Origin of the sequence: Herbaspirillum sp. VT-16-41 (assembly GCF_001994935.1) — a bacterium.
Taxonomy (GTDB): Bacteria; Pseudomonadota; Gammaproteobacteria; order Burkholderiales; family Burkholderiaceae_D; genus Herbaspirillum; species Herbaspirillum frisingense.
The window spans coordinates 151708-173072 of record NZ_MUXB01000133.1; the positions used below are offsets into that span (position 1 = coordinate 151708).

22 protein-coding genes are annotated in these 21365 nt (G+C 65.3%); 11 read left to right on the plus strand and 11 right to left on the minus strand.

The genetic code is table 11. The features are described from left to right. Positions 1–44: 44 nt before the first annotated feature. The gene (locus BTM36_RS22845; RefSeq protein WP_077238081.1) at positions 45–1934 is read left to right on the plus strand and encodes a peptide transporter; all 1890 of its coding nucleotides are present in this window, start codon (positions 45–47) and stop codon (positions 1932–1934) included. Positions 1935–2016: 82 nt separating this feature from the next. On the opposite strand, the gene BTM36_RS22850 is transcribed toward BTM36_RS22845, so the two are convergent. The 3 genes from BTM36_RS22850 to BTM36_RS22860 form a co-directional block, all read right to left on the minus strand. Then, the gene (locus BTM36_RS22850) at positions 2017–3033 is read right to left on the minus strand and encodes an ABC transporter substrate-binding protein (RefSeq protein ID WP_077238082.1); all 1017 of its coding nucleotides are present in this window, start codon (positions 3031–3033) and stop codon (positions 2017–2019) included. 64 nt (positions 3034–3097) lie between these two features. After that, positions 3098–3967 carry an ABC transporter permease gene (locus BTM36_RS22855; RefSeq protein WP_006463862.1) on the minus strand — a complete coding sequence of 290 codons (870 nt, stop codon included), beginning with the start codon at positions 3965–3967 and terminating at the stop codon, positions 3098–3100. A gap of 22 nt (positions 3968–3989) precedes the next feature. Next, a complete protein-coding gene (locus tag BTM36_RS22860) occupies positions 3990–4781 on the minus strand; it encodes an ABC transporter ATP-binding protein (RefSeq protein WP_006463863.1) in 792 nt (263 codons plus the stop codon). 181 nt (positions 4782–4962) lie between these two features. On the opposite strand from BTM36_RS22860, the gene BTM36_RS22865 reads away from it, so the two are divergent. Next, on the plus strand, positions 4963–5646 hold the full coding sequence (locus BTM36_RS22865) for a response regulator transcription factor (protein WP_077238083.1): 684 nt from the start codon (positions 4963–4965) through the stop codon (positions 5644–5646). After that, positions 5646–7043 carry a sensor histidine kinase gene (locus BTM36_RS22870; RefSeq protein WP_077238084.1) on the plus strand — a complete coding sequence of 466 codons (1398 nt, stop codon included), beginning with the start codon at positions 5646–5648 and terminating at the stop codon, positions 7041–7043. The genes BTM36_RS22865 and BTM36_RS22870 overlap by 1 nt, the downstream gene beginning before the upstream one ends. Before the next feature lie 7 nt (positions 7044–7050). On the opposite strand, the gene BTM36_RS22875 is transcribed toward BTM36_RS22870, so the two are convergent. Both BTM36_RS22875 and BTM36_RS22880 read right to left on the minus strand, forming a co-directional pair. Next, positions 7051–7488: a hypothetical protein gene (locus BTM36_RS22875; RefSeq protein WP_077238085.1), complete on the minus strand. Its 438-nt coding sequence runs from the start codon at positions 7486–7488 to the stop codon at positions 7051–7053. 45 nt (positions 7489–7533) lie between these two features. Beyond that, entirely contained in the window at positions 7534–8706 is a 1173-nt protein-coding gene (locus tag BTM36_RS22880) for a class I SAM-dependent methyltransferase (RefSeq protein ID WP_077238086.1), read from the minus strand. Between the two features lie 219 nt (positions 8707–8925). Here BTM36_RS22880 and BTM36_RS22885 point away from each other — a divergent pair, with 219 nt between their 5' ends. After that, complete coding sequence (locus BTM36_RS22885) at positions 8926–9213, plus strand: hypothetical protein (protein WP_006463868.1); 288 nt, start codon at positions 8926–8928, stop codon at positions 9211–9213. Between the two features lie 119 nt (positions 9214–9332). Here BTM36_RS22885 and BTM36_RS22890 read toward each other — a convergent pair whose 3' ends face one another. From BTM36_RS22890 to BTM36_RS22900, 3 genes are all read right to left on the minus strand, one after another. After that, positions 9333–10211, minus strand: coding sequence for a pirin family protein (locus BTM36_RS22890; protein ID WP_006463869.1), 879 nt, complete (start codon positions 10209–10211; stop codon positions 9333–9335). 95 nt (positions 10212–10306) lie between these two features. Continuing rightward, complete coding sequence (locus BTM36_RS22895) at positions 10307–11167, minus strand: pirin family protein (RefSeq protein WP_077238087.1); 861 nt, start codon at positions 11165–11167, stop codon at positions 10307–10309. A 113-nt stretch (positions 11168–11280) separates the two neighbouring features. Continuing rightward, entirely contained in the window at positions 11281–11676 is a 396-nt protein-coding gene (locus BTM36_RS22900; RefSeq protein ID WP_006463871.1) for a DoxX family protein, read from the minus strand. 296 nt (positions 11677–11972) lie between these two features. Between BTM36_RS22900 and BTM36_RS22905 the strand changes: the two genes are divergently transcribed. Beyond that, a complete protein-coding gene (locus BTM36_RS22905) occupies positions 11973–12905 on the plus strand; it encodes a LysR family transcriptional regulator (protein ID WP_077238088.1) in 933 nt (310 codons plus the stop codon). Here the strand turns inward: BTM36_RS22905 and BTM36_RS22910 are convergent. Both BTM36_RS22910 and BTM36_RS22915 read right to left on the minus strand, forming a co-directional pair. After that, positions 12902–13903: a GlxA family transcriptional regulator gene (locus tag BTM36_RS22910; protein ID WP_077238089.1), complete on the minus strand. Its 1002-nt coding sequence runs from the start codon at positions 13901–13903 to the stop codon at positions 12902–12904. The two genes, BTM36_RS22905 and BTM36_RS22910, sit on opposite strands and share 4 nt — an antisense overlap. A 51-nt stretch (positions 13904–13954) precedes the next feature. Continuing rightward, positions 13955–15193, minus strand: a complete 1239-nt coding sequence (locus tag BTM36_RS22915; protein ID WP_077238090.1) for an MFS transporter — start codon at positions 15191–15193, stop codon at positions 13955–13957. Between the two features lie 113 nt (positions 15194–15306). Here BTM36_RS22915 and BTM36_RS22920 point away from each other — a divergent pair, with 113 nt between their 5' ends. The 5 genes from BTM36_RS22920 to BTM36_RS22940 all read left to right on the plus strand — a co-directional run bounded on the left by BTM36_RS22920 (position 15307) and on the right by BTM36_RS22940 (position 19504). Continuing rightward, positions 15307–15837 (plus strand): isochorismatase family protein, encoded by a 531-nt coding sequence (locus tag BTM36_RS22920; RefSeq protein WP_077238091.1) that lies wholly within the window; start codon positions 15307–15309, stop codon positions 15835–15837. 209 nt (positions 15838–16046) lie between these two features. Beyond that, complete coding sequence (fnr, locus tag BTM36_RS22925) at positions 16047–16814, plus strand: fumarate/nitrate reduction transcriptional regulator Fnr (RefSeq protein WP_077238092.1); 768 nt, start codon at positions 16047–16049, stop codon at positions 16812–16814. A gap of 48 nt (positions 16815–16862) precedes the next feature. Further along, positions 16863–17633 (plus strand): phosphatase PAP2 family protein, encoded by a 771-nt coding sequence (locus BTM36_RS22930; RefSeq protein ID WP_077238093.1) that lies wholly within the window; start codon positions 16863–16865, stop codon positions 17631–17633. Between the two features lie 24 nt (positions 17634–17657). Next, on the plus strand, positions 17658–18671 hold the full coding sequence (locus BTM36_RS22935) for a diacylglycerol kinase family protein (protein ID WP_077238094.1): 1014 nt from the start codon (positions 17658–17660) through the stop codon (positions 18669–18671). Continuing rightward, on the plus strand, positions 18671–19504 hold the full coding sequence (locus tag BTM36_RS22940; RefSeq protein WP_077238095.1) for a metallophosphoesterase: 834 nt from the start codon (positions 18671–18673) through the stop codon (positions 19502–19504). Before BTM36_RS22935 ends, BTM36_RS22940 begins: the two co-directional genes overlap by 1 nt. Before the next feature lie 171 nt (positions 19505–19675). Here BTM36_RS22940 and BTM36_RS22945 read toward each other — a convergent pair whose 3' ends face one another. Further along, positions 19676–19900 (minus strand): hypothetical protein, encoded by a 225-nt coding sequence (locus tag BTM36_RS22945; RefSeq protein ID WP_006463880.1) that lies wholly within the window; start codon positions 19898–19900, stop codon positions 19676–19678. 239 nt (positions 19901–20139) lie between these two features. Between BTM36_RS22945 and zigA the strand changes: the two genes are divergently transcribed. Next, positions 20140–21354, plus strand: coding sequence for a zinc metallochaperone GTPase ZigA (gene zigA / locus BTM36_RS22950; protein ID WP_077238117.1), 1215 nt, complete (start codon positions 20140–20142; stop codon positions 21352–21354). Positions 21355–21365: the final 11 nt, after the last annotated feature.

A 21365-nucleotide genomic window follows, 5' to 3' on the forward strand; every position in this document is an offset into this window, starting at 1 on the left:
ACGGCACAATGCCGGCTGCCTCCATTTGATCAAGAGATCCCGCCATGACGGCCCGCCCCGACGAAATTTTCTCCCTGGAAAAATTCGAGTACCTGTGCTACTCGCGGCAGCATGAGCCAGCCGCCCGCGAACTGGTGCGCCTGCTGCTGCTGATCGACCGCCAGTATGGGCAGCTGGCCGACAAGTTTTCGCTGCAGGTATCGGCCGCCGTCACCGCCACCGAGCTGGAGCAGCACATGCTGACCCGCGTCACCAGCGCCATCTCGGCACTGTTCTCGGACCCCGCCTTTCACATCAGCCCGGACGGCTTCGGCCAGCTGATCAATTTCCAGCGCTGGCTTGCGGCGCTGTTCGGCGCCAGCCACTTCATCAATGCCGACCACATCCTGGCCTCGCTCAAGCTGGGTGGTCCGCAGGCCGAGGTGTTCGAAATCAAGCCGCTGGACCTGGTGAAATTCTGCATCCTCTACTCGCCCGAATCGGAACTGCCACTGGACGTGGAAATGCTGTGGGCGCAGAACAAGCCGCTGGCGGCGGCCCTGTTCCTGGCCTTGATGTCACCACGCTTTCTCGGCACGCCGGCAGCGCACTCCAAGCGCGAGGCCTTGCTGGGCTGGCTGCCGGACCGGCTGCAGCAGCTGGACTCGCTGGACGGGCTGCCGGTGGCGGTGCTCCATGACGTCTACATGCACTGCAGCTATGCCGACCTGCCGCAGCGCCATCGCATCAAGGGCGCCATCAACCAGTTGATCGTCAAGAAGCTGCGCGCCGAGGGTCTGGCTGACCTGGATCACGATGGCGCTGGCCGGGTCGACGGCAAGCCGGTCATGCTGGTGCTGCTGGAATGGTTTTCCGGCGGCCACTCCATCTATCGCACCCACTCCAAGACGCTGGAGGCGGCACGCCGCCACTTCCACGTCGTGGCCATGGGCTACGAGGCCAATACCGACGATCTGGGGCGGGCAGTCTTCGATGAATTCGTCATCCTGGAGCAACCCTCGGACCTGATGGGCTGCATGCGCCAGATCGCCGCGCAGGCCCGCACCCGACAGCCACAGGTGTTCTACATGCCCAGCGTGGGCATGTTCCCGATCACCATGTTTGCCGCCAACCTGCGCGTGGCACCGCTGCAGGTGGCGGCGCTGGGCCACCCGGCCACCACGCATTCGCCGCGCATCGACTACATCAGCGTGGAAGACGACTTCGTCGGCGACCCGGCCTGCTTCAGCGAAAAGCTGCTGCGCCTGCCGGCCGACGGCCAGCCCTATCGGCCCTCGGCCATTCCCTTCGCGGTACCGCGGCTGGAGCGACGCGACCTGCCCCACGTCAACATCGCCATCGCCGCCACCACGATGAAGCTCAATCCACGCTTCCTGATGGCCTGCCAGAAGATCGTGGAACTGGCGGCCAGGACGCCCGGTGGCGGTGCTGGCAAACAGGTGCATCTGCACTTCCTGGTCGGTCAGGCGCAGGGGCTGCTGTATCCGCAACTGCAGCGCCTGGTACTGCGCTACGTGCCGGGCGCCCAGGTCTACCCGCACCAGCCTTACCAGCAATACCTGTCCATCTTCAACCAGTGCGACATGTTCCTGTCGCCGCTGCCCTTCGGCAATACCAACGGCATTATCGACGCCTTCACGGTCGGCCTGCCGGGGGTCTGCAAGACCGGGCCGGAAGTCTTCGAGCACATCGACGAGGGCCTGTTCCGCCGGGTCGGCCTGCCCGACTGGACCATTGCCGCCACCCTGGACGACTACATCCTGGCGGCGGTGCGCATGGCGACCGATTACCCGGCGCGCCAGGCGCTGTATGCGCATCTGGCCGATCCCCAGGCCTTGCAACGCCTGTTCGAAGGACGGCCGGAATCGCTGGGAGATGCACTGGCGGAGCTGGTGGCACAGCGTTGCGACGGGATCAACGCGCAAGAAAAATGACACAGCCGGGGGCAGCGTCTGCCGCCCCCGGCTGTGTCATGTCATGGCAAGACAGCGCCACGCAACTTCCCTGCACTCCCCCTCAACTCCCCTTGCGGTCCTTGAAGGCCGGCACGAACATCTCGTTCCACACCGCCGGCTTGGTCTTGATGGTGCCGGCTTTGCTCATGAAGAGCACGTATTGCATGATGTCCACCGGCGTGGTCGAGAACTCGGTACCGGGGTCGGCCAGCATCTGTTCCACTTCTTCCTGCGGCAGCTTGAGCTTGGAGACGCGCAAGAAGGTTTCAGCCGCGCCCTTGCGGTTCTTGACGATATAGGCGTTCGCTTCTTCCTGCGCCGCCATGAAGGCTTGCGTCAGCTTGGGGTTCTTGTCGGTGAAGGACTTCAGGGCGAAGACCACGTCGATGGTGATGTGGCCCAGCACGTCGGTGGAGTTCAGCACGCGGGTGATACCGGGCGCCTTGGCTTCCTGGTAGGAGAACGGCGGCGAGGTGAAGTGGGCGGTGATCTCGGTCTTGCCGGAGACCAGCGAGGCCATCGCCTCCGGGTGTGACAGGCTCACCGTCAGCGGGTCCAGCTTGGCGTAGTTCTCGGCACCGAAGGTCTTGGCCGCGGCCATCTGCAACAGCACGGCCGACAGCGAGGTCTTGATACCGGGGATGGCGATCTTGTCCTTGGGCGTGAAGTCCTTGAGGGACTTGACGTTGGGGTTGTTGGTGTTCAGCCAGAGCGGCGAGGTCGACAGTGCGCCCAGGCCCACCACTTCGGAACGCGGGATGCCATGCGCCTTGGACCACAGGGTCACGAAGCCCGGGGCGCCGGTGCCGGCAATGTCCAGGTTACCGGCCAGCATGGCGTCGTTGATGACATTGCCGCCGTCCAGCAGCACCCACTTGGTCTTCACATCGCCCAGGCCCATGGCCTTGGCATGCTTTTCCAACAGGCCCTGGTCGCGGATCACCATCAGCGGCAGGTACAGCAGGCCGTAGCCGTGGGAAATGCGCACTTCCGGCGCTTCGGCGCGCGCGGCACCGGCGGCGGTGGACAGCGCCAGGGTGGCGGCGATCATCATGCTGCTAAAGGTACGACGTTTCATGTGTTGTCTCCTGTGGGTTCTCAGTTTATCGGTCTTGTCGTGGTCAGTCGTGTTGCGCTCGGTCTCAGTGCTGCATGCCCCAGCGACGGATGGTGCGCTTCTCGATCTGGGCGAAGATCAGGTTCTCGACCACCAGGCCGATGATGATCACGAAGAACAGGCCCGAGAAGACGTTGGCGGTTTCCAGCTGGTTGCGGTTTTCGAAGATGTACCAGCCCAGGCCGCCGGCGCCGGAAGAAACCCCGAACACCAGCTCGGCTGCGATCAGCGTGCGCCAGGCAAAGGCCCAGCCCACTTTCAGGCCCGTGAGGATGCTGGGGAAGGCTGCCGGGATCAGGATGGACTTCACCAGCGAGAAGCGGCGCAGGCCATAGTTCTGGCCCACCATGCGCAGGGTGTTGGACACCGCGCGGAAGCCGCCATGGGTATTCAGGGCCACCGCCCACAGCACCGAGTGCACCAGCACGAAGATGATGCTGCCGGTGCCCAGGCCGAACCAGATCAGCGCCAGCGGCAAGAGCGCGATGGCCGGCAGCGGGTTGAACATGGAGGTCAGGGTTTCCAGCAGGTCGTTGCCGATGCGCGAGCTGATGGCCACGGTGGTCAACAGACCGGCCAGCAGGATGCCCAGGCCGTAGCCCACCAGCAGGGTCTGCATGGATACCGCGGCACGCTCCAGCAGCACGCCGCTGCCGATGCCGGCGAGGAAGGCCTGCACCGTCTCGCTGAAGCTGGGGAACAGCAGCGCATTGTCCAGCCAGCGGCCATAGACTTCCCAGATCACCGCCAGTACCAGCAGGATCACGGTCTTGCGCAGCCAGCCCATGCGATACAGCGATTCGAAGGCCGACAGCGGGCGCTGCACCTCGGCGGTGGCATTGGGGTTGGGTTCCACCACGATCTCGGGGCGGACGTAGGGCAGATTGGTTTGCATGATTGTTGTCTCCTGGCGCGGCTCAGTGATGCGCGAACAGCATGTCGTTGATGCGGGTTTCCAGCTCGGCCTGGGCGGCGGTTCCCAGCTGGCTGGGGTCGATGCTGTTGAGTTCGGCGCGGACCTGGCCCGGGTGCGGGGTCAGCAGGAGGATGCGGGTACCGACGCGGATGGCTTCCTCGATGGAGTGGGTCACGAAGAGCACCGTGAACTGGGTGTCGTCCCACAGGCGCAGCAGCTCATCCTGCATCTTGCGGCGGGTCAGCGCGTCCAGTGCGGCGAAGGGTTCGTCCATCAGCAGCACGTCCGGCTCCATGGCCATGCCACGGGCGATCGAGACGCGCTGCTTCATGCCCCCGGAGAGCATGTGCGGATAGCTGTCGATGAACTTGGCCAGACCCACCTTGCTGATGTAGTACTCGGCGCGCTCGGCGGCGGCGCGGCCCTGCAGGCGACCACTGGCGTGCAACGCGAATTCGACGTTCTGGCGCACCGTCTTCCAGGGCAGCAGCTGGTCGAATTCCTGGAACACCATCATGCGGTCCGGTCCCGGCTCATGCACCTCGCGCCCCTTTAGGCGGATCGCGCCGGAGGTCGGTTGCAGGTAGCCGCCGATGGCCTTCAACAGGGTGGACTTGCCGCAACCGGAGGGACCCAGCAGGATGTAGCGATCGCCCGGATGGACGTTGAAGCTCACGCTCTGGGTGGCCGTCACCAGCGAATCGGTGGTCTTGTATTGCAGGGTGACGCGGTCGATCTCCAGCAGCGGACGCGATGGATCGATGGCAGATGCGCCATGGGCATTGTCGCTCATGCAAGTCTCCAAATGATTTATAGGATTTATGTTGGAACGGATGCTAGGCCGCGAAGCTGTAACGAATCTGACTAAAAGCTGACGGCTGTTTTTCCCTATGCGTTCGGGCATACAATGGCGCCCTGCAACACGCCCAAGCAGCGCCCACAGCTGCGGCAACGCCATCACACTGGAGATCCCCATGCGCATCCTGCTGGTCGAAGACACCGCCGACGTGGCCGAGGCCATCGTCTCCCACCTGACCCGCATCGGCCATACCGTAGAATGGGAGAGCCAGGGACTGGCCGCCAGCCGCCGCCTGGGCGAGGCCTTCGACCTCCTGATCCTGGACGTGATGCTGCCGCAACTGGACGGCTTCGCCCTGCTGGAACAATTGCGCACGCGTGGCCAGCACACCCCGGTGCTGATGCTGACCGCCTGCGGCGAGATCGAGGAACGGGTGCGCGCCCTGGACCTGGGCGCGGATGACTACCTGGTCAAGCCCTTCGATTTCCGCGAACTGGAGGCCCGCATCCGCGTGCTGCTGCGCCGTAGCGGCGGCGAATCCACCAACCTGCTGCACTGCGCCAACCTGTGCATCGACCGCAAGAGCCGCAGCGCCACGCTGGACGGCCAGCCCATTGACCTGACGCGGCGCGAGGTGACCCTGCTGGAAATCATCGCCGCCCGTCCGGGTCGCATCTTCAACAAGGATGAATTGATGGATCGGCTCTTCACCGTCGATGACACCCCCAACGCCAACACGGTGGAGCAATACGTGGCGCGTCTGCGCAAGAAACTGGCCGGCGCCGCCTTCGAGATCCGCACCCTGCGCGGCCTGGGCTACCAACTGGTGCTGCAGGCCCCGGCCGAGGCACTGCCCTGATGCAGGGCCGCACTCAGGACGTGGTGGCCGGGCGCTCGCTCTATACCCGGCTGGTGGTGCGCGTGGGCGCGGTGCTGCTGGCCAGCGCCGCGGTGCTGTTGATCGCGATCTGGATTTCCACCCAGCTGGCCGCCAAGGAAGCCTATGACCGCATCCTCACCGGCAGCGCCCTGCAGATCGCCGAAAACACCTGGTACGACCATGGCGAGGTCAATGTCGATGTGCCGCTCGCTGCGCTGTCGATGCTGGGTACCGGCGACCACGCCATCTATGCCGTCTTCGATCCGCGCGGCCGGGTGATCGCCGGCGATGCCGAATTCCGCCCCGAGATTCCCTGGAATGAACTGGAACAGGGCCCGCTGCTGCGCGATGGCCAATACCTGGGCACGCCGGTGCGCATGGCGATCATCGGCCGCCGCATGCCGGTCGACAGCCCGCATCCCTGGGCCGTCATCGTGCTGGCGCAGACCAACAATGCCCGCATGTCCTTCGCCCACAGCCTGGGCAGCAAGGCGCTGGTGGTGATCGTGGTGATGAGTGTGTTCACGCTGGTGGCCGCCATGTTCACGCTGTACCAGGCACTGGCGCCGTTGAAGCGCATCGAGGCGGCCATCCGCGAACGCGACCTGAATGACCTCTCGCCCCTGGCCCTGACGGTGCCGGCCGAAACCCATGCGCTGGTCTCCGCCATCAATGCCTTCATGCAGCGGCTGGCGGTACACCGCGCCACCATGCGCCGCGTGATCGGCGACGCCGCGCACCAGTTGCGCACGCCCGTGACGGCACTGGTGGCGCAGATGGAACTGCTGGCCAGCGAGAGCAACGAAGAAAAACGCCAGCGCCACCTGGGCCTGCTGCGTGAACGCACGCGCAGCCTGGGCGCGCTGGTGAACCAGCTGATCAATCATGCCATGGTGCAGCATCGCAACGACAGCCGCCTGCAGGAGCCCATCGACCTGGCCGCGCTGGTGCGCTCACAGATGACCGAGGTGCTGTCGAACCGGGCGCGCACGCCGCACGACCTGGCGCTGGATGTGCCGCCCCTGCCCTGCCTGATCCTGGGTGACGCCATCGCGTTGGGCGAGGCCGTCAAGAACATCCTAGACAATGCCCTGCAATACGGCGCGCCGGGCCTGCTGCATGTGCGGGTGGATAGCGATGGTCAATACCACCAGTTGCGCTTCATCGACGACGGGCCGGGCATTCCGGCCGGCGATTGGGAGCGCCTGCGCAAGCCCTTCGCGCCGCGTGCGGGGGATCGCATGGGCGCCAGCCTGGGCCTGTCCATCGTCGAGGAAGTGATGCGCGCGCACGGCGGCGAGATGCAGTTCGCCTATCTGCCGGACGGCCATTTTGCGGTCCTGCTGCAGTTCCCGGCCTGGCAGGCGCCGGCCTAGGGTCTGGCTATTTCCATTCGATGATGGCGTTGCGGCGGTCCAGCCAGTGCACCTTCACACCGGCCGGCGCCACCTTGCGCCCGGCGCAGGCACTGGCGGCCAGCGCGAACGGCGCATCGTAGTAACGGCCGCTGGCGGAGGAACGCAGCGGTGTCTGGGCGGCATGACTGGCGATCCAGTCGGCCGCATTGGTGCGCAGGAAGATCATGCAGGCGCCACCGCTGGTAGGCGCCACCTGGCAGGTGCAGCTGTTGCCGGAGGTGGTGATGGGCTCGGCCAGCGCGCCATTGCCGTTCAAGGTATCCGGCACGGGAACCGGCACCGGGATCGGCACCGCCTGCTGGTGTGGGCCATAGTGACCACCCAGGTCGCGCGTGGTGACCTGCGCCAGGGCAGGCAGGGCCGCTGCGCACAAGAGGCAGGCCAGGATGCGTGGAATTGTCATGATCAGGGCTCTCCCAGGGTGGCCATTGCAATGGACCAGGATGGACTAGGCCCGGGCGCGCAGGCGCCACAGGGTGGTGGTTTCCTTGCTGCGGGCGGCGAACAGCGGGTCGTCACGGTCGACGGCCTTGCCGTGGCGCGGCTTGATGTCGTGCCGTGCCACCACCTCCAGGCCCGCTTGCGCAATCGCTTCGGCCAGCATGCCCGGTGCGCGCAGGCCGAGATGCTCGGCGAAATCGGAGAGGATCAGCCAGCCCTCCCCCTGGGCAGTCAGGTGCGCCGCCAGTCCATTGAGGAAACCCAGCAGCATGCGGCTGTCGGGGTCATAGACAGCATGTTCGATGGCGGAGCTGGGTCGCGCCGGCAGCCACGGTGGATTGCACACCACCAGTGGCGCCCGTCCGGCCGGGAACAGGTCGGTCTGCTGTAGATCCACCTGCTGGCGCAGGCCCAGGCCACGCAGGTTCTCATTGGCACAGGCCAGGGCGCGCGGATCCATGTCGGTAGCGACGATCCTGCGCACGCCCCGCTTTGCCAGCACCGCCGAGAGCACACCGCTACCCACGCCGATGTCGAAGGCCAGTTCGGTGGATGGCAGTGGCGCCTGCGCCACCAGGTCCACATACTCACCCCGCACCGGCGAAAATACGCCGTAATAGGGATGGATGCGCCCACCCAGTGCGGCAATCTCGACACCCTTCTTGCGCCATTCATGGGCACCGATCAGACCCTGCAGTTCGCGCAGCGAGACGGCGAAGGACTCGCTGGCCAGCGACGCATCGTAGGCCTCGCTGCAGGCCGCCTGCACCTCCGGTGCACGCCGCAGCGGCACCACGAAGCCGGGCTCCACGGGAATGAGCAGCATGCCCAGGATGCGCGCGCGTTGCGCCTGCATCTGGCGATGCTGGTGGAAGGCCTGGGCCGGACTCTCGTCGCTGGCCGGCTTGCTGCGGCTCTTGGCCAGTGCGCGCTCGCGTGCCTTGTCCACGCGCCGGCCAAGCGCCTGCAGCAGTTGCCGTGCATTCTGGAAGTCGCCGCGCCAAAGCAGGCCGGTCCCTTCGCAGGCCAGCTTGTAGGCGGTATCGGCGGCGATCTGGTCGTCCGCCTCCTGGACCCGCCGAGGCGGCGGATTACCGGCCTCGGAATGCCAGCGCAGCTGATGTTGGAGAGCGCCGGACTGCCAGGTGAGCTGCGGCGGGAAATCGTCTTGTGAAGTCATGAATCAGGATAGGCAATGGCGGCGCCGGACGCGCCGCGCGCAAAAACAGCCGCCAGTGTAGCAAAGCATGACGCCGTGGCCTCGCCGGAACCGGAACTTCCCTCCGCCATCGACAACCAAACAAGACAACTTGACGTCGGGCAAACCCCGGCGGCTTTTTTCGCCGGCCGCGCTGCAATGCGCCTATGATGGAGCCGGTCAATCACCGAAGGAGAATCCATGAGCGAGCAAATGCAAACCCCGGGTTTCGATCACCAGCGCCTGCTGGACATGGTCGGCCAGTTCGAGGCGGAGCTGCAGAAACTGCCCGCCGGCAGCACCGAAGCCGACCAGCTGCGCGAAGACATCGCCCGCCTGCGGCAACATCTGAGCGCGCCGCAACCCCATGCCGGCCAGGTCGGCGACACCTGGCAATCCCTGCGTCGCGCCGCCGACAGCCTGGAAAACCAGGTCCTCAAGGACAGCCCCTACATCACCGAGATGGGCCGCATCATCGGACTGCTCTGAGCTCTGAGCTCTGCGCCACCGGCCGCCGCCGGTAAAAAAACCGCCAGTCGTGATGCATGCAATGCACACGACTGGCGGTTTTCTTTTCAGCGCCGTGGATCCGGAATCCGCGATGCGGCTCAATGGGCTGGCAGCGGAATCCACTCGGTTTCACCCGGGATATCCGGGAACACCTGCTTGTCGCGGCCATTCCAGGCCAGCTTGGCGGCTTCGATCTTGTCCCGCGAGGTGGCGACGAAATTCCACCAGACGAAGCGCGGGCCATCCAGCGGCGCACCGCCCAGGATCATGAAGACCGCCTCGCCGACCGCCTTGAGGGCGACCGTGGCACCCGGTTGCAGAATGGCCAGGGTGCCGGCCGGCATGCTTTCGCCATCCAGCGTCACATCGCCACGGACCACATAGACGGCGCGCTCCTGCACCTCGGCGCCGATCTCCAGCTCGGCACCCTCGGTGGTGCTGCCCGCCACGTACAGGGTCGGGCTGGCGGTCTTTACCGGCGAGCTCACGCCGAAGGCCGAACCGGCCAGCACGTGCAGGCTGGCACCACCCACCTGGGTCTGCGGCATGTCTTCCGATGCGTAGTGATGGAAGCTCGGTGCGTCCTCTTCCTGGTCGGCCGGCAGGGCCACCCACATCTGCAGACCGTGCACCGGCACCTTCTGCTCGCGGATGTCGTCGGGAATGCGCTCGGAGTGCACGATGCCGCGACCCGAGGCCATCCAGTTGACCGCGCCCGGGGTGATGCGCTGGACCACGCCCAGGCTGTCGCGGTGCATCATCGCACCGGAGAACAGGTAGGTAACCGTGGCCAGGCCGATATGCGGGTGGGGACGGACATCGCCTTCGGTGGTGCCGGCGTCGAATTCCACCGGACCCATGTGATCGAAGAAGACGAAGGGGCCGACGGTACGGGCGGCAGCAGCGGGCAGCAGACGGCGCACGGGGAAGCCGATGTCGCGGGTCAGGCCCTGGATCTTGTGAAGGATGTTGCTCATGGTGCTCTCCTGTTGTGGTGCGGGCGTCCCGGACGCCCGTTTTTTTCATTCAGATGACTGGCGATGAAGTGCAGTCTTTTTCAGGGCAGGTGCGTTCAAAAACGGCCGGCGCGGAAATCATCGATGGCGGCTTCGACCTGCTCGCGGGTATTCATCACGAACGGCCCCCATTGGGCGATGGGCTCGTTCAGAGGCTTGCCGGCGATCAGCAGGAAGCGGCTACCCTGCTCAGCCCGCACCGTCACCCCGGCGGCGCCCACCGGATTGGTCAGCACGGCCATGCGACCGGCGTCGGCCGGACGGGGTTCGGCGCCCTCGCCGCCCACGGCCAGCTTGCCCTGGTAGACATAGAGGAAAGCATTGTGGGTGGCCGGGATCGGCAGTTCCAGGCTCACGCCGGCTTCCAGGTCCAGATCCAGGTACAGCGGCTCGGTGGTATCGCGGCGGATGGCGCCATCGGTACCGAAGGCAGTACCGGCCAGCACGCGCACCTTCACCCCCGGTTGCGGGAAGGTCTCGGGAATACCGGCCGAGGGGATGTCCTGATAGCCGGGATCGGTCATCTTGTCCTTGCCCGCCAGGTTGACCCACAGCTGGAAGCCGCTCATGAGGCCGTTTTCCTGCTCCGGCAACTCGGAATGCACCAGGCCGCGACCGGCAGTCATCCATTGCATGCCACCCGGTTCCAGCAGCCCTTCGTTACCGGCATTGTCGCGGTGGCGCATGCGGCCGGCCAGCATATAGGTCACGGTCTCGAAGCCACGATGCGGATGGTCGGGGAAACCGGCAAGGTAGTCGCTGGGTTCGTCGGAGTGGAAGGCATCCAGCATCAGGAACGGGTCCAGGCGGCGTTGCAGGTCGTGGGTCAGCACGCGGGTGAGGCTGACGCCGGCGCCATCCTGGGTGGGGATGCCGTTGACCAGGCGTTCGATCTGGCGGGTGTAGGGGGTAGTCATGGTCGATCTCCTTGAATCTGAATCAGCCCGCACCTCTTGGGCGCGGGCCGGGACTGCATTGATGGGGCGGTGACAGGTGAGGATCAGCGGATCAATGAATCAGTGTGCTTGAATCAGTGTGCTTCTTCCGGCTGGGCCTGGGTGTCGATGGAGGACACCAGCAGCAAGGCGCCGATCAGGGCCACGTTCTTCAGGAAGTGAATCATCTGGCCCTGGGCAGCGGCACCTTCCATGGTCCAGAAATGGTGGGCCGACAGGGTGGCGCCGACGGTGAAGAGTGCAATCACCAGCGACACCGGACGCACGCCGCGACCACTCATGAGCAGCAGACCGCCGCCGACTTCGACCAGGATGGTGACCAGCACGGCCAGGGTCGGGACCGGCAGGCCCAGGCTGGTGAAGTAGCCGACGGTACCGGCGAAACCGACGATCTTGAAGATCCCGGAGATGACGAACAGCGACGCCAGCAGGACGCGGCCGATACGGAAGGTGGTGTAGTTGGTAATCATGGTAAGCCTCTCTGATATTGGGTATGGGTGAACTACGGTTGTTTGAGTTGTGATGCCGTGTTGTCTTACTGCATTTTCTTACTGCATTTTTCTACATGACTTCAATGTGTTCGTCTTGCTACTGCCGACAAAGCCCGGCTTTGTGCTGTTCGCTCTCGGCGTTTCGCTGCAGCCAGTGACGACAGAATAGGCAAGATCACGCCTCGGAAAAACTGATTATCTTTTTATAATCACCATCAATTTTTTAGATATAGTTGGCGTTTTGCTCTCTTTTGCTCTGCTTTCTGGGGAATGCCATGAACATCGAACGCCTCTCGCTGGACCAGTTACGGGTATTTGTCCAGGTTGCCGACAGTGGCAGTTTCCTGGCAGCTGCGCGCAAGCTGGCGCGGGCGCAATCGGCGGTGAGCTATGCCATCGCCACGCTGGAAGATCAGCTGGGGGTGCTGCTGTTCGACCGCAGCGGCTATCGGCCGCAGCTGACCCGCCCGGGAATGGCGCTGCTGGCCGATGCGCGCCAGGTGCTGGACCATGTGGATTCGTTGCAGGTGCGGGCCAATTCCTATGCCCGTGGGCAGGAGCTGGAGATGTCGCTGGCAGTGGACGTGTTCTTCCCCACCGACTGCCTGGTGGACCTGCTGCGACGCTTTCGCGACGCCTTCCCGGCCGTGACGGTGAGGCTGGAGGTGGAAGCGCTGGGGGCGGTGGCCGAGCGGGTCATCGATGGCCGCTCCATGCTGGGCATCCTGGGCACGCTGCCGACCACGCCACCCAACCTGCTGCGCATTACTTTGCCCAGCGTGCAGCTGGTGGCGGTGGTGGCACCCGGCCATCCGCTCGCCCAGGTCAAGGGAAGGGTGACGGAAAAGATGCTGCAGCAGCAGACCCAGTTGGTGCTGAGCGACCGCAGCGAGCTCACGGCGCGGCAGGATTTTTCGGTGCATTCGCGCCTGACCTGGCGCATGAGCGACCTGGGGACCAAGCACGCCTTGCTGCGTGCCGGCATGGGCTGGGGCAACATGCCCCTGCATGTGGTCAAGGATGACCTGGCAGCGGGACGGCTGATCAGCATCAGCACCATTCATCACTCGCCCCAGGGCGAGGAGCTGCCGATCCAGTGCGTCTACAAGCCCGACCACCCGGCCGGACCGGCGCTGTCATGGTGGCTGGATTCCCTGGCCGGGCTGAAGTCGCTGGAGCCGCTGCCGGCCGACGCCCCCGCGCCCTAGGCGCCGAGGTGGGCGACGGTAGCGAAACGCTCGCGGTACTGCCCCGGGCTGACCCCGAGCTGGCGCAGGAATACCCGCCGCAAGTTCTGCTCTTCCCCGTAGCCGGCCTGGCTGGCAATGCGCTTGAGCGGCAGGCGGGTTTCCTCCAGCGCACGGCGCGCCGCTTCCAGCCGCATCAGTTCGACGGTACGAGCCGGCGTGCGTCCGGTTTCAGCCACATACAGCCGGGCAAAGGTGCGCGGGCTCATATTGGCCCGGCGCGCCAGGTTTTCCACCCGCAGGTCGGCTTCCAGATGCGCGGCGATCCAGGCATGCAGCTCGGCAAAGCGCCCTGCCCCGGTGGCTTGCGAGGCCAGCGGGGCGCTGAACTGCGACTGCCCGCCCGGACGCTTGACGAACACCACCAGCTGGCGTGCCGTGGCGATGGCGCAGGCATGGCCCAGGTCCTGTTCCACCAGTGCCAGTGCCAGGTCGATGCCGGCGGTGACGCCCGCGGACGTCCAGATACGGCCCTGGCGGATGTAGATCGGGTCGCCATCGACCTCCAGCGCCGGATAGCGGCGCTGCAGCTGTTCGGCCGAATCCCAGTGCGTGGTCACCCGCAGGCCATCCAGCACGCCGGCCTCGGCCAGGTGGAAGGCGCCGGTACAGACCGAGCAGACACGCTGTGCAAGCGGCGCCATCCGGCGTATCCATGCCACCAGTGCCAGATCCAGACTGAAGGGCTCGCCCAGGCTGCCGCCGGGCGAGATCAGCGTATGCAGCGCTTGCCCGTCCAGCAGTCCATCCAGCGCCGCCAGCGACTGCGTCATCACCGGCAGTCCGGCACTGGTGACGATGGCGCCGCCCTGCGCCGAAGCCACATGCAGCCGATACACCTCCCGCCCCTGCAGACGATTGGTGGTCGCCAGCACCTGCAGCGGGCCGGACAGGTCGAGCAGGTTCATGCCTTCATAGGCCAGGATGACGACCTGGCGCGGTGCGTGCTTGGATTCCATGCAAACCCTGTAGTCGCTTAGTAAAGATCAGAAGTGAAGGTCCGTGCGATCTTAGCGCAGCCCGGCCGCCAGCGTCGCCCGCCCGGCACGCTGGACCAGCATCCAGCGCCCGGTGACCAGCGCCGAGACCAGCAGCACCGGCAGGATGGCGGCGTTGAGGGATTCCCACCCAAAGCGCGCCAGCAACGGCCCGGCACCGAGAGTGGCCAGGGCGGTGGCGGCGTAGCGCATCAGCTCGGCCAGGCCCTGGGTCTTAGCCCGTTCGGACGGGGTGTAGGACTGCGCCAGCAAGGTGGTGCCGCCCACGAACATGAAGTTCCAGCCCACGCCCAGCAGCAGCAAGGCCACATAGAAGGCTGGCAAGGTGGTCGAGAGCATGGCGATGAGCGCACAGCCCAGGTTCATGGCCAGCCCCGCCAGCAGCACGCTGCCCAGCCCGAAGCGCTGGATCAGGCGCCCGGCGAAGAAGGACGGTGCATACATGCCCACCAGATGCCACTGGATGATGGCGGCACCATCGTCGATGCCGTGATGACAGGCCATCGCCGCCAGCGGCGCGGCAGTCATGATGAACATCATCACCATCGACCCGGCCACGTTGTTGGCCACGGAGGCCATGAACACCGGGGTGCGGGCGATGGCCGACAAGGACCGTGCCGGCGCCAGTTCCGCGCCCGTGGCCGCGGCGGCAGCAAGGTGATCGGTCTGGTCGCGATAGAACAAAATCAGCACCAGCACCGACAGCAGGCCCATGGCCGCCACCACCAGATAGGCGCCGGCAAAGAGCGCGGTGAGGAACCAGTCCTTGCTCCAGGCCGCCAGTGCCGGGCCGACCAGCGCCGCGATCACGCCACCGGCCAGCACGGTGGAGATGGCGCGGCTCTTGGCCGCTTCACTGACGGCATCGGCCGCCGCCAGCCGGTAATACTGGGCAAAGGCCTGGAACACCCCGACCAGGGCGGTACCGGCGCAGAAGCTCCAGAACTGGCCGTGGAATACCGACCACACCGAGATCAGCCCGCCCACGCAGCAACTGGCCGCCCCCAGCACGAAGGACCAGCGCCGCCCCAGGCGCTGGATCAGGAAAGCCGCAAACCAGGTCACCACCGCCCCGGCCACCGTGATGAGCGCAAACGGCAGGGTGGCCAGCGCCTTGTCCGGTGCCAGTTGCCAGCCGGTCAGCGCGGTCAGGGTCAGGTCGATCGAGATGGCGCAGGTGAAGAGCCCCTGACACAGGGCCAGGACGGCGGCATTGCGGCTGCCGGCAGGGGCGGCGGAGGGGAAGCGCATGGGATTTGCTCCGGAGGGTGATTGATGGAAAAATTGTCGGATTGAGGGCACTTTGGCGTCAATGACACAAAACCTTCAATTCCTGCCAACCCATCCTTGAAAGACTCCGCGCCATGCTGATCCAGGCCCACGAATCCGCCCTGCTGGTCGTCGACCCGCAGGAAAAGCTGCTGCCGGCCATCCATGACGGCCAGGCCGTGCTGGCCGAGATGGTACGCATGGCCAGCATCGCCGGCCTGTTGGGGGTGCCGGTGATCGGCACCGAGCAGATGCCCGACAAGCTCGGCCCCAACCACCCCGACATCCGCCGCCTGTGTGACAAAACCCTCTCCAAGCGGCACTTCGACGCCTGCGCCGAGGGCCTGCCGGCGGCCATTCCGGCATCGGTGCGGCAGATCGTTGTAGCCGGCTGCGAGGCCCATATCTGCGTGCTGCAGACCGCGCTCTCACTGCTGCAGCGGGGCTATCGCGTGCTGCCGCTGCTGGGCGCCTGCGGCTCGCGCCGCGCCCTGGACCGTGATGCCGCCTTCGAGCGCCTGCGCCAGGCCGGCGCGGTTCCGGTAACCCTGGAAATGGTGGCCTATGAATGGCTGCGGGAAAGTGGGCATCCGCAGTTCCGCACCGTCCTGAAGCTGATCAAGTGAGGCCGGACTTAACTGGAATGCACGTTGGGCATTGAAGTGATGAAAGTTTCTGTTATCAGGCCTGCGGATGCATTCAGCAGCCGAGAACTGTGGTAAAAGTAACGGAAAAAATAGCTGCGTGGCCGCATCACGATGTTGCGTATCACCTATCATCACGCCAAACCCTGGCCAGCCGACGCCGCCACAACATAGAGGATCTCCACACGCTTATGTCCAGCCTACCTGCCCCCATGTCCGCCCACGCACCGCCACCACTCACGCTGCATACCCTGCGCGCCAGTTGCTCGGCCTGCAGCATGCGCCAGCTATGCCTGCCGATGGGCCTGGACCAGGGCGACATGCAGCGGCTGGAACAGGTCATCAACCGCCGCCGCAAGGTCAAGCGCGACGAGTCCCTGTACCGCCTCAATGACAAGTTCGACATGCTCTATGCCATCCGGCTGGGGCATTTCAAGACCTTCCAGAGCAATACCAATGGCGGCCAGCAGATCACCGGCTTCCAGATGGCCGGCGAACTGCTGGGCATGGATGCCATCGGCGCCGGTCACCACCTGTGCGAGGCGGTGGCGCTGGAAGACAGCGAAGTCTGTGAAATCCCCTTCTCGCGGCTGGAAGACCTGTTCCGCGACATGCCAACCCTGCTGCGCCAGTTCCATCGCATGATGAGCCTGGAGATTTCCCGCGAGCAGCGCGTCATGCTGACCCTGGGCAGCATGACCGCCCAGCAGAAGATGGCGGCCTTCCTGTTGAACCTGTCCTCGCGCTACGCCAGCCGTGGCTATTCGACCACCCGCTTCCAGTTGCGCATGACCCGCGAGGAAATCGGCAATTACCTGGGCCTGGCGGTGGAAAGCGTGAGCCGCCTGCTGACCAACTTCAAGAAGACCGGCGTCATCGAGGTCAACCACCGCGACGTCGAACTGAGCGACCTGGCAACCCTGCGTGCCATCGCCCTGGGCAACGACCCCTGCGCCTGAGCTGCCGGTAGCTGCCGCCAGCTACCTGCGAGAGGTTAGAATGGCCGGATGACAACACCCCGGATCCCCCCCTCTTCCCCATCGCTCCTGAAAAGCTTCCTGCGCGCCCGTCTGGCGCGCGACCACCATCTCGGCCTGCCGCTGACCACTGGCCTCATGGCGGTGCTCTCCACCGCACTGCTGTTTGCCCTGATCGCCTATGAAGTCGCCACCAAGGGCGCGCTCACGCGCCTGGATCAGCAACTGGCGGACTGGTTCAACCAGCGTGCCTTCTCGCCCCTGACCGAGCTGGTGCTGGGCTACACCCACCTGCACGGCACCATCGGCGTACTGGTGATGGGCGCGCTGCTGCTGCGGCACATGGTGCGGGCGCGGCAATGGGCCTGGGTGGCCGACCTGGCGCTGGTGTTGCCGGGCGGCATGCTGTTCAACTACACGCTCAAGCATGTCTTCGCCCGCATGCGGCCCAGCTTCGAGGATCCCATCCTGGTGCTGCACAGCTACAGCTTCCCCAGCGGACACACCATCGGTGCCACCCTGCTCTACGCCGTGCTGGCGGCCTACCTGCTGAACCACCCGGCCCTGCTGGCGACCCTCGGCGCGCGCTTGCGCTTGGGTCCTGCCGGCGTACAGCGGGTCGTGGTGGGCGGGGCACTGCTGCTGGTCGGGCTGACCGCGTTCAGCCGGGTCTATCTGGGTGCCCACTTCCTGAGCGATGTACTGGGGGCGATGCTGCTGGGCACGGCCTGGTTCGCGCTATGGACCACGGCGGTTTTCACGATACAGCGGCACTATTGGACAATGTCGCGCTCCAACTGACTTTCCAACATCCCCTCGTTGCGAATGCCAGAACAACAATCCCTCCAGAATTTACCCGACAGCAAGACCGGACCCGGGCGTCCTGACGTCGTTGCCGCCATCAATGCCAAGGCCGGTGGCGGTCACGCCGAAGCGCTGGCCGCCCATATCACCGATGAATTCGCCCGCCACGGCCTGCGCGCCGCGGTGCACTTGGCGCACAGCGGCGAAGACATGCTGCAGGCTGCGCGCCAGGCGGTGCGCGACCAGGTCCCGGTGGTAGCCGTCGGCGGCGGCGACGGCAGCGTCAATGCCGTGGCATCCACCCTGCTGGCCGACGGCCAGTGCCGCAGTGCGCTGGGCGTGCTGCCGCTGGGGACCCTGAACCACTTCGCCAAGGACCTCGGCATCCCCTTGGTCTTGGAAGAGGCCATCGCCAACATCGCCACCGGGCGCCGCCTGCGGGTCGACAGTGGCGAGGTCAATGGTCAGCCCTTCATCAACAATTCCAGCCTGGGCCTGTATCCGGACATCGTGCGCGAGCGCGAGAAACAGCAGGCCCGCCTGGGGCGCGGCAAGTGGCTGGCGTTCACGTGGGCAGCCATGGGCGCGCTGCGGCGCTACCCCTTCCTGCGCGTACGCCTGTCCATCGATGGCCAGGAACACTGGCGGCGCACGCCCTTCGTCTTCATCGGCAACAACGAATACCTGATGAGCGGCCTGGACATCGGCAAGCGTTCCACCCTCACCGACGGCCGCCTGAGCCTGTACGTCTGCCATCGCACCGGCCGCTGGGGCCTGCTGCGGCTGGCCTTGCACGCGCTGTTCGGGCGCCTGCAGGCAGCGCAGGACTTCGACGTGCTGACCGCCACCGAGATCCACATCGAGACCCACAAGAAACGCATGCGCGTGGCCACCGATGGCGAGGTCAACCTGATGCAGACGCCGCTGCACTATCGCATCCGCCCCGCCTCGCTGGAGGTGATCGTGCCGCAGGAAGCAAATGACGACGCCGGCAAGGAAGCCGGTATGCTGGACAAACTGTGGGGGGACCGCTGATGCGTACCCTCATCCATCTGTCGGACCTGCATTTCGGTCGCATCGATACGGCCATCATCGAACCGCTGATCGCCCAGATCCACGAACTGCGCCCGGATCTGGTGGTGGTCTCGGGCGACCTCACCCAGCGCGCCCGCAGCAGCCAGTTCAAAGAGGCGCGCCAGTTCCTGGACGCCTTGCCCAAGCCGCAACTGGTGGTCCCAGGCAACCACGACGTGCCACTCTTCAATGTCGCCGCGCGCCTGCTGCAGCCGCTGCGCAAGTACAAGCGCCACATCACCCAGGACCTGCAGCCCTCGTACGTGGACGATGAGATTGCGGTAGTGGGCATCAACACCGCCCGCTCGCTGACCATCCAGGACGGGCGCGTGAACGACCGCCAGATCGAGCTGGCGCGGCGCGAGCTGGCGGCGGTGGGCGACCATCTGGTCAAGATCATCGTCACCCACCATCCCTTCGACCTGCCGCCGGGGCCGCAGCATCATGGCCTGGTCGGCCAGGCAGTACCGGCCATGCGCGCCTTCGCCCTGTGCGGCGCCGACCTGCTGCTGGCCGGCCATGTGCACACCAGCTCGGCCGTCAGCAGCGCCGGGCGCTACCACATCCCCGGCTATTCGGCGCTGGTGGTACAGGCCGGCACGGCCACGTCCACCCGGGGCCGGGGCGAGAGCAATTCCTTCAATGTGCTGCAGGTGCAGCCGCACGAGATCGTGGTGCACCGCCTGGCCTGGCAGCCCGAGGCACGCTCCTTCGCGCTGGAGGCCACGCAGACCTTCGTGCAGCGCGGCAGCGAATGGTTCGAGCAGAAGGCCGATGGCGTACTGGGGGATTAGGGCCTGTTCCGATTCAATCCAACGCCTCCAGGACGCACGGAGCGCACAGACGAAAAAAGAGCCGCAGGGAAACCATGCGGCTCTTTTTTCATGTGCTCGTGACCGGCGCTGCCTGAGGAACCTGACGAACCTGACGAACCTGATAAACCTGACAATTGCGCCTGCGCAGACTCACATCGGGTTTTGGTCGATCCAGTCGCCGGAGAAATCGAGGATGTAGGCAATGGCCTCGTCTTCGGAGTCGAATTCATTGGTGGGCGCCTTGCGCTGGTAGCGCAGCTTGCCGCTGCCATCCTTGCCCTCGTGAATCACGAAGCAAGCCATGAATTTACCGCTATCGAGCTTCTTGACCTCTGGAATGACGGCATTTCCCCTGTACGGGAAGATCTGGGACATGTGATGAAACCTCCTTGTTGCGAGGCGCCATGCTAGCACAAGCGGCCCGTCTCCACAGGGCGCGGGCCGGCGACCCGCCGATCTCGCCAGGGCATGAGAATGCGGGAATGGCCGACGCGGAAACGGATGCGCTGCACCTATATTTGCAACATTGTTGCATTTGTGAGATATTCGCAACTCAGTTGCATTTACATGTTCCCGTCCTGACCCGCATCTCCACCTCCTCCTTCCCGTTTACCATGACCACCACACAACGCCAGCCGCGCGACACCCGGCTTCCCGTGACGGTGCTTTCCGGCTTCCTCGGTGCCGGCAAGACCACCCTGCTCAACCACATCCTGAACAACCGCGAGGGGCGCCGCGTGGCGGTGATCGTCAACGACATGTCCGAGGTGAACATCGATGCGGCGCTGGTGCGCGACGGTGGTGCCGATCTCTCGCGCACCGAGGAAAAACTGGTCGAGATGAGCAATGGCTGCATCTGCTGCACCCTGCGCGAAGACCTGCTGATGGAAGTGCGCAAGCTGGCCCGGGAGCGCCGCTTCGACCAGCTGGTGATCGAATCGACCGGCATTTCCGAACCACTGCCGGTGGCCGAGACCTTTACCTTCACCGATGAAGACGGCGCCTGCCTGTCCGACGTGGCACGCCTGGATACCATGGTCACGGTGGTGGATGCGTTCAATTTCCTCAAGGATTACAGCTCTCAGGACAGCCTGCAGGAACGCGGCGAATCGATGGGCGAGGAAGACAGCCGCACCGTGGTCGACCTGCTGATCGAGCAGATCGAATTCTGCGACGTGATCGTGCTCAACAAGCTGGACCTGGTCTCGGCGCCCGACCTGGAACGCCTGCACGCCATCCTGCAGCGCCTCAACCCGCGTGCCCGCATCGTCAGCGCCGAGTTCGGCAAGGTGGCGCTGGATCGCGTGCTCAACACGGGACTGTTCGATTTCGAACAGGCCAGCCAGGCGCCCGGCTGGTTGCAGGAATTGCGCGGCGAGCACGTCCCCGAGACCGAACAGTACGGCATCACCAGCTTCGCCTGGCGCGCGCGCCGACCGATGCATCCGCAGCGCTTCTTCGCCCTGGTCAATAGCGAGTGGCCGGGCGTGGTGCGCTCCAAGGGTTTCTTCTGGCTGGCCACGCGACCAGCCCATGCGGGCTCGTGGTCGCAGGCCGGGGCGGTATGCCGCCACGGACTGGCCGGCAAATGGTGGGCCGCAGTGCCCCGCGAAAAATGGCCGCAGGAACAGGAATCCATTGATTTCATCATGGAACAATGGGATGAGAACGTCGGCGACGCCCGCCAGGAACTGGTGCTGATCGGCATCGATCTCGACCAGGATGCCCTGCGCGCCAGGCTGGAAGCCTGCCTGCTGTCGGACGCCGAGATGGCCCAGGGGCCGCTGGGTTGGGCCCGCATGCCGGATCCTTTCCCGGTCTGGGAATGAGGAAGCCGATA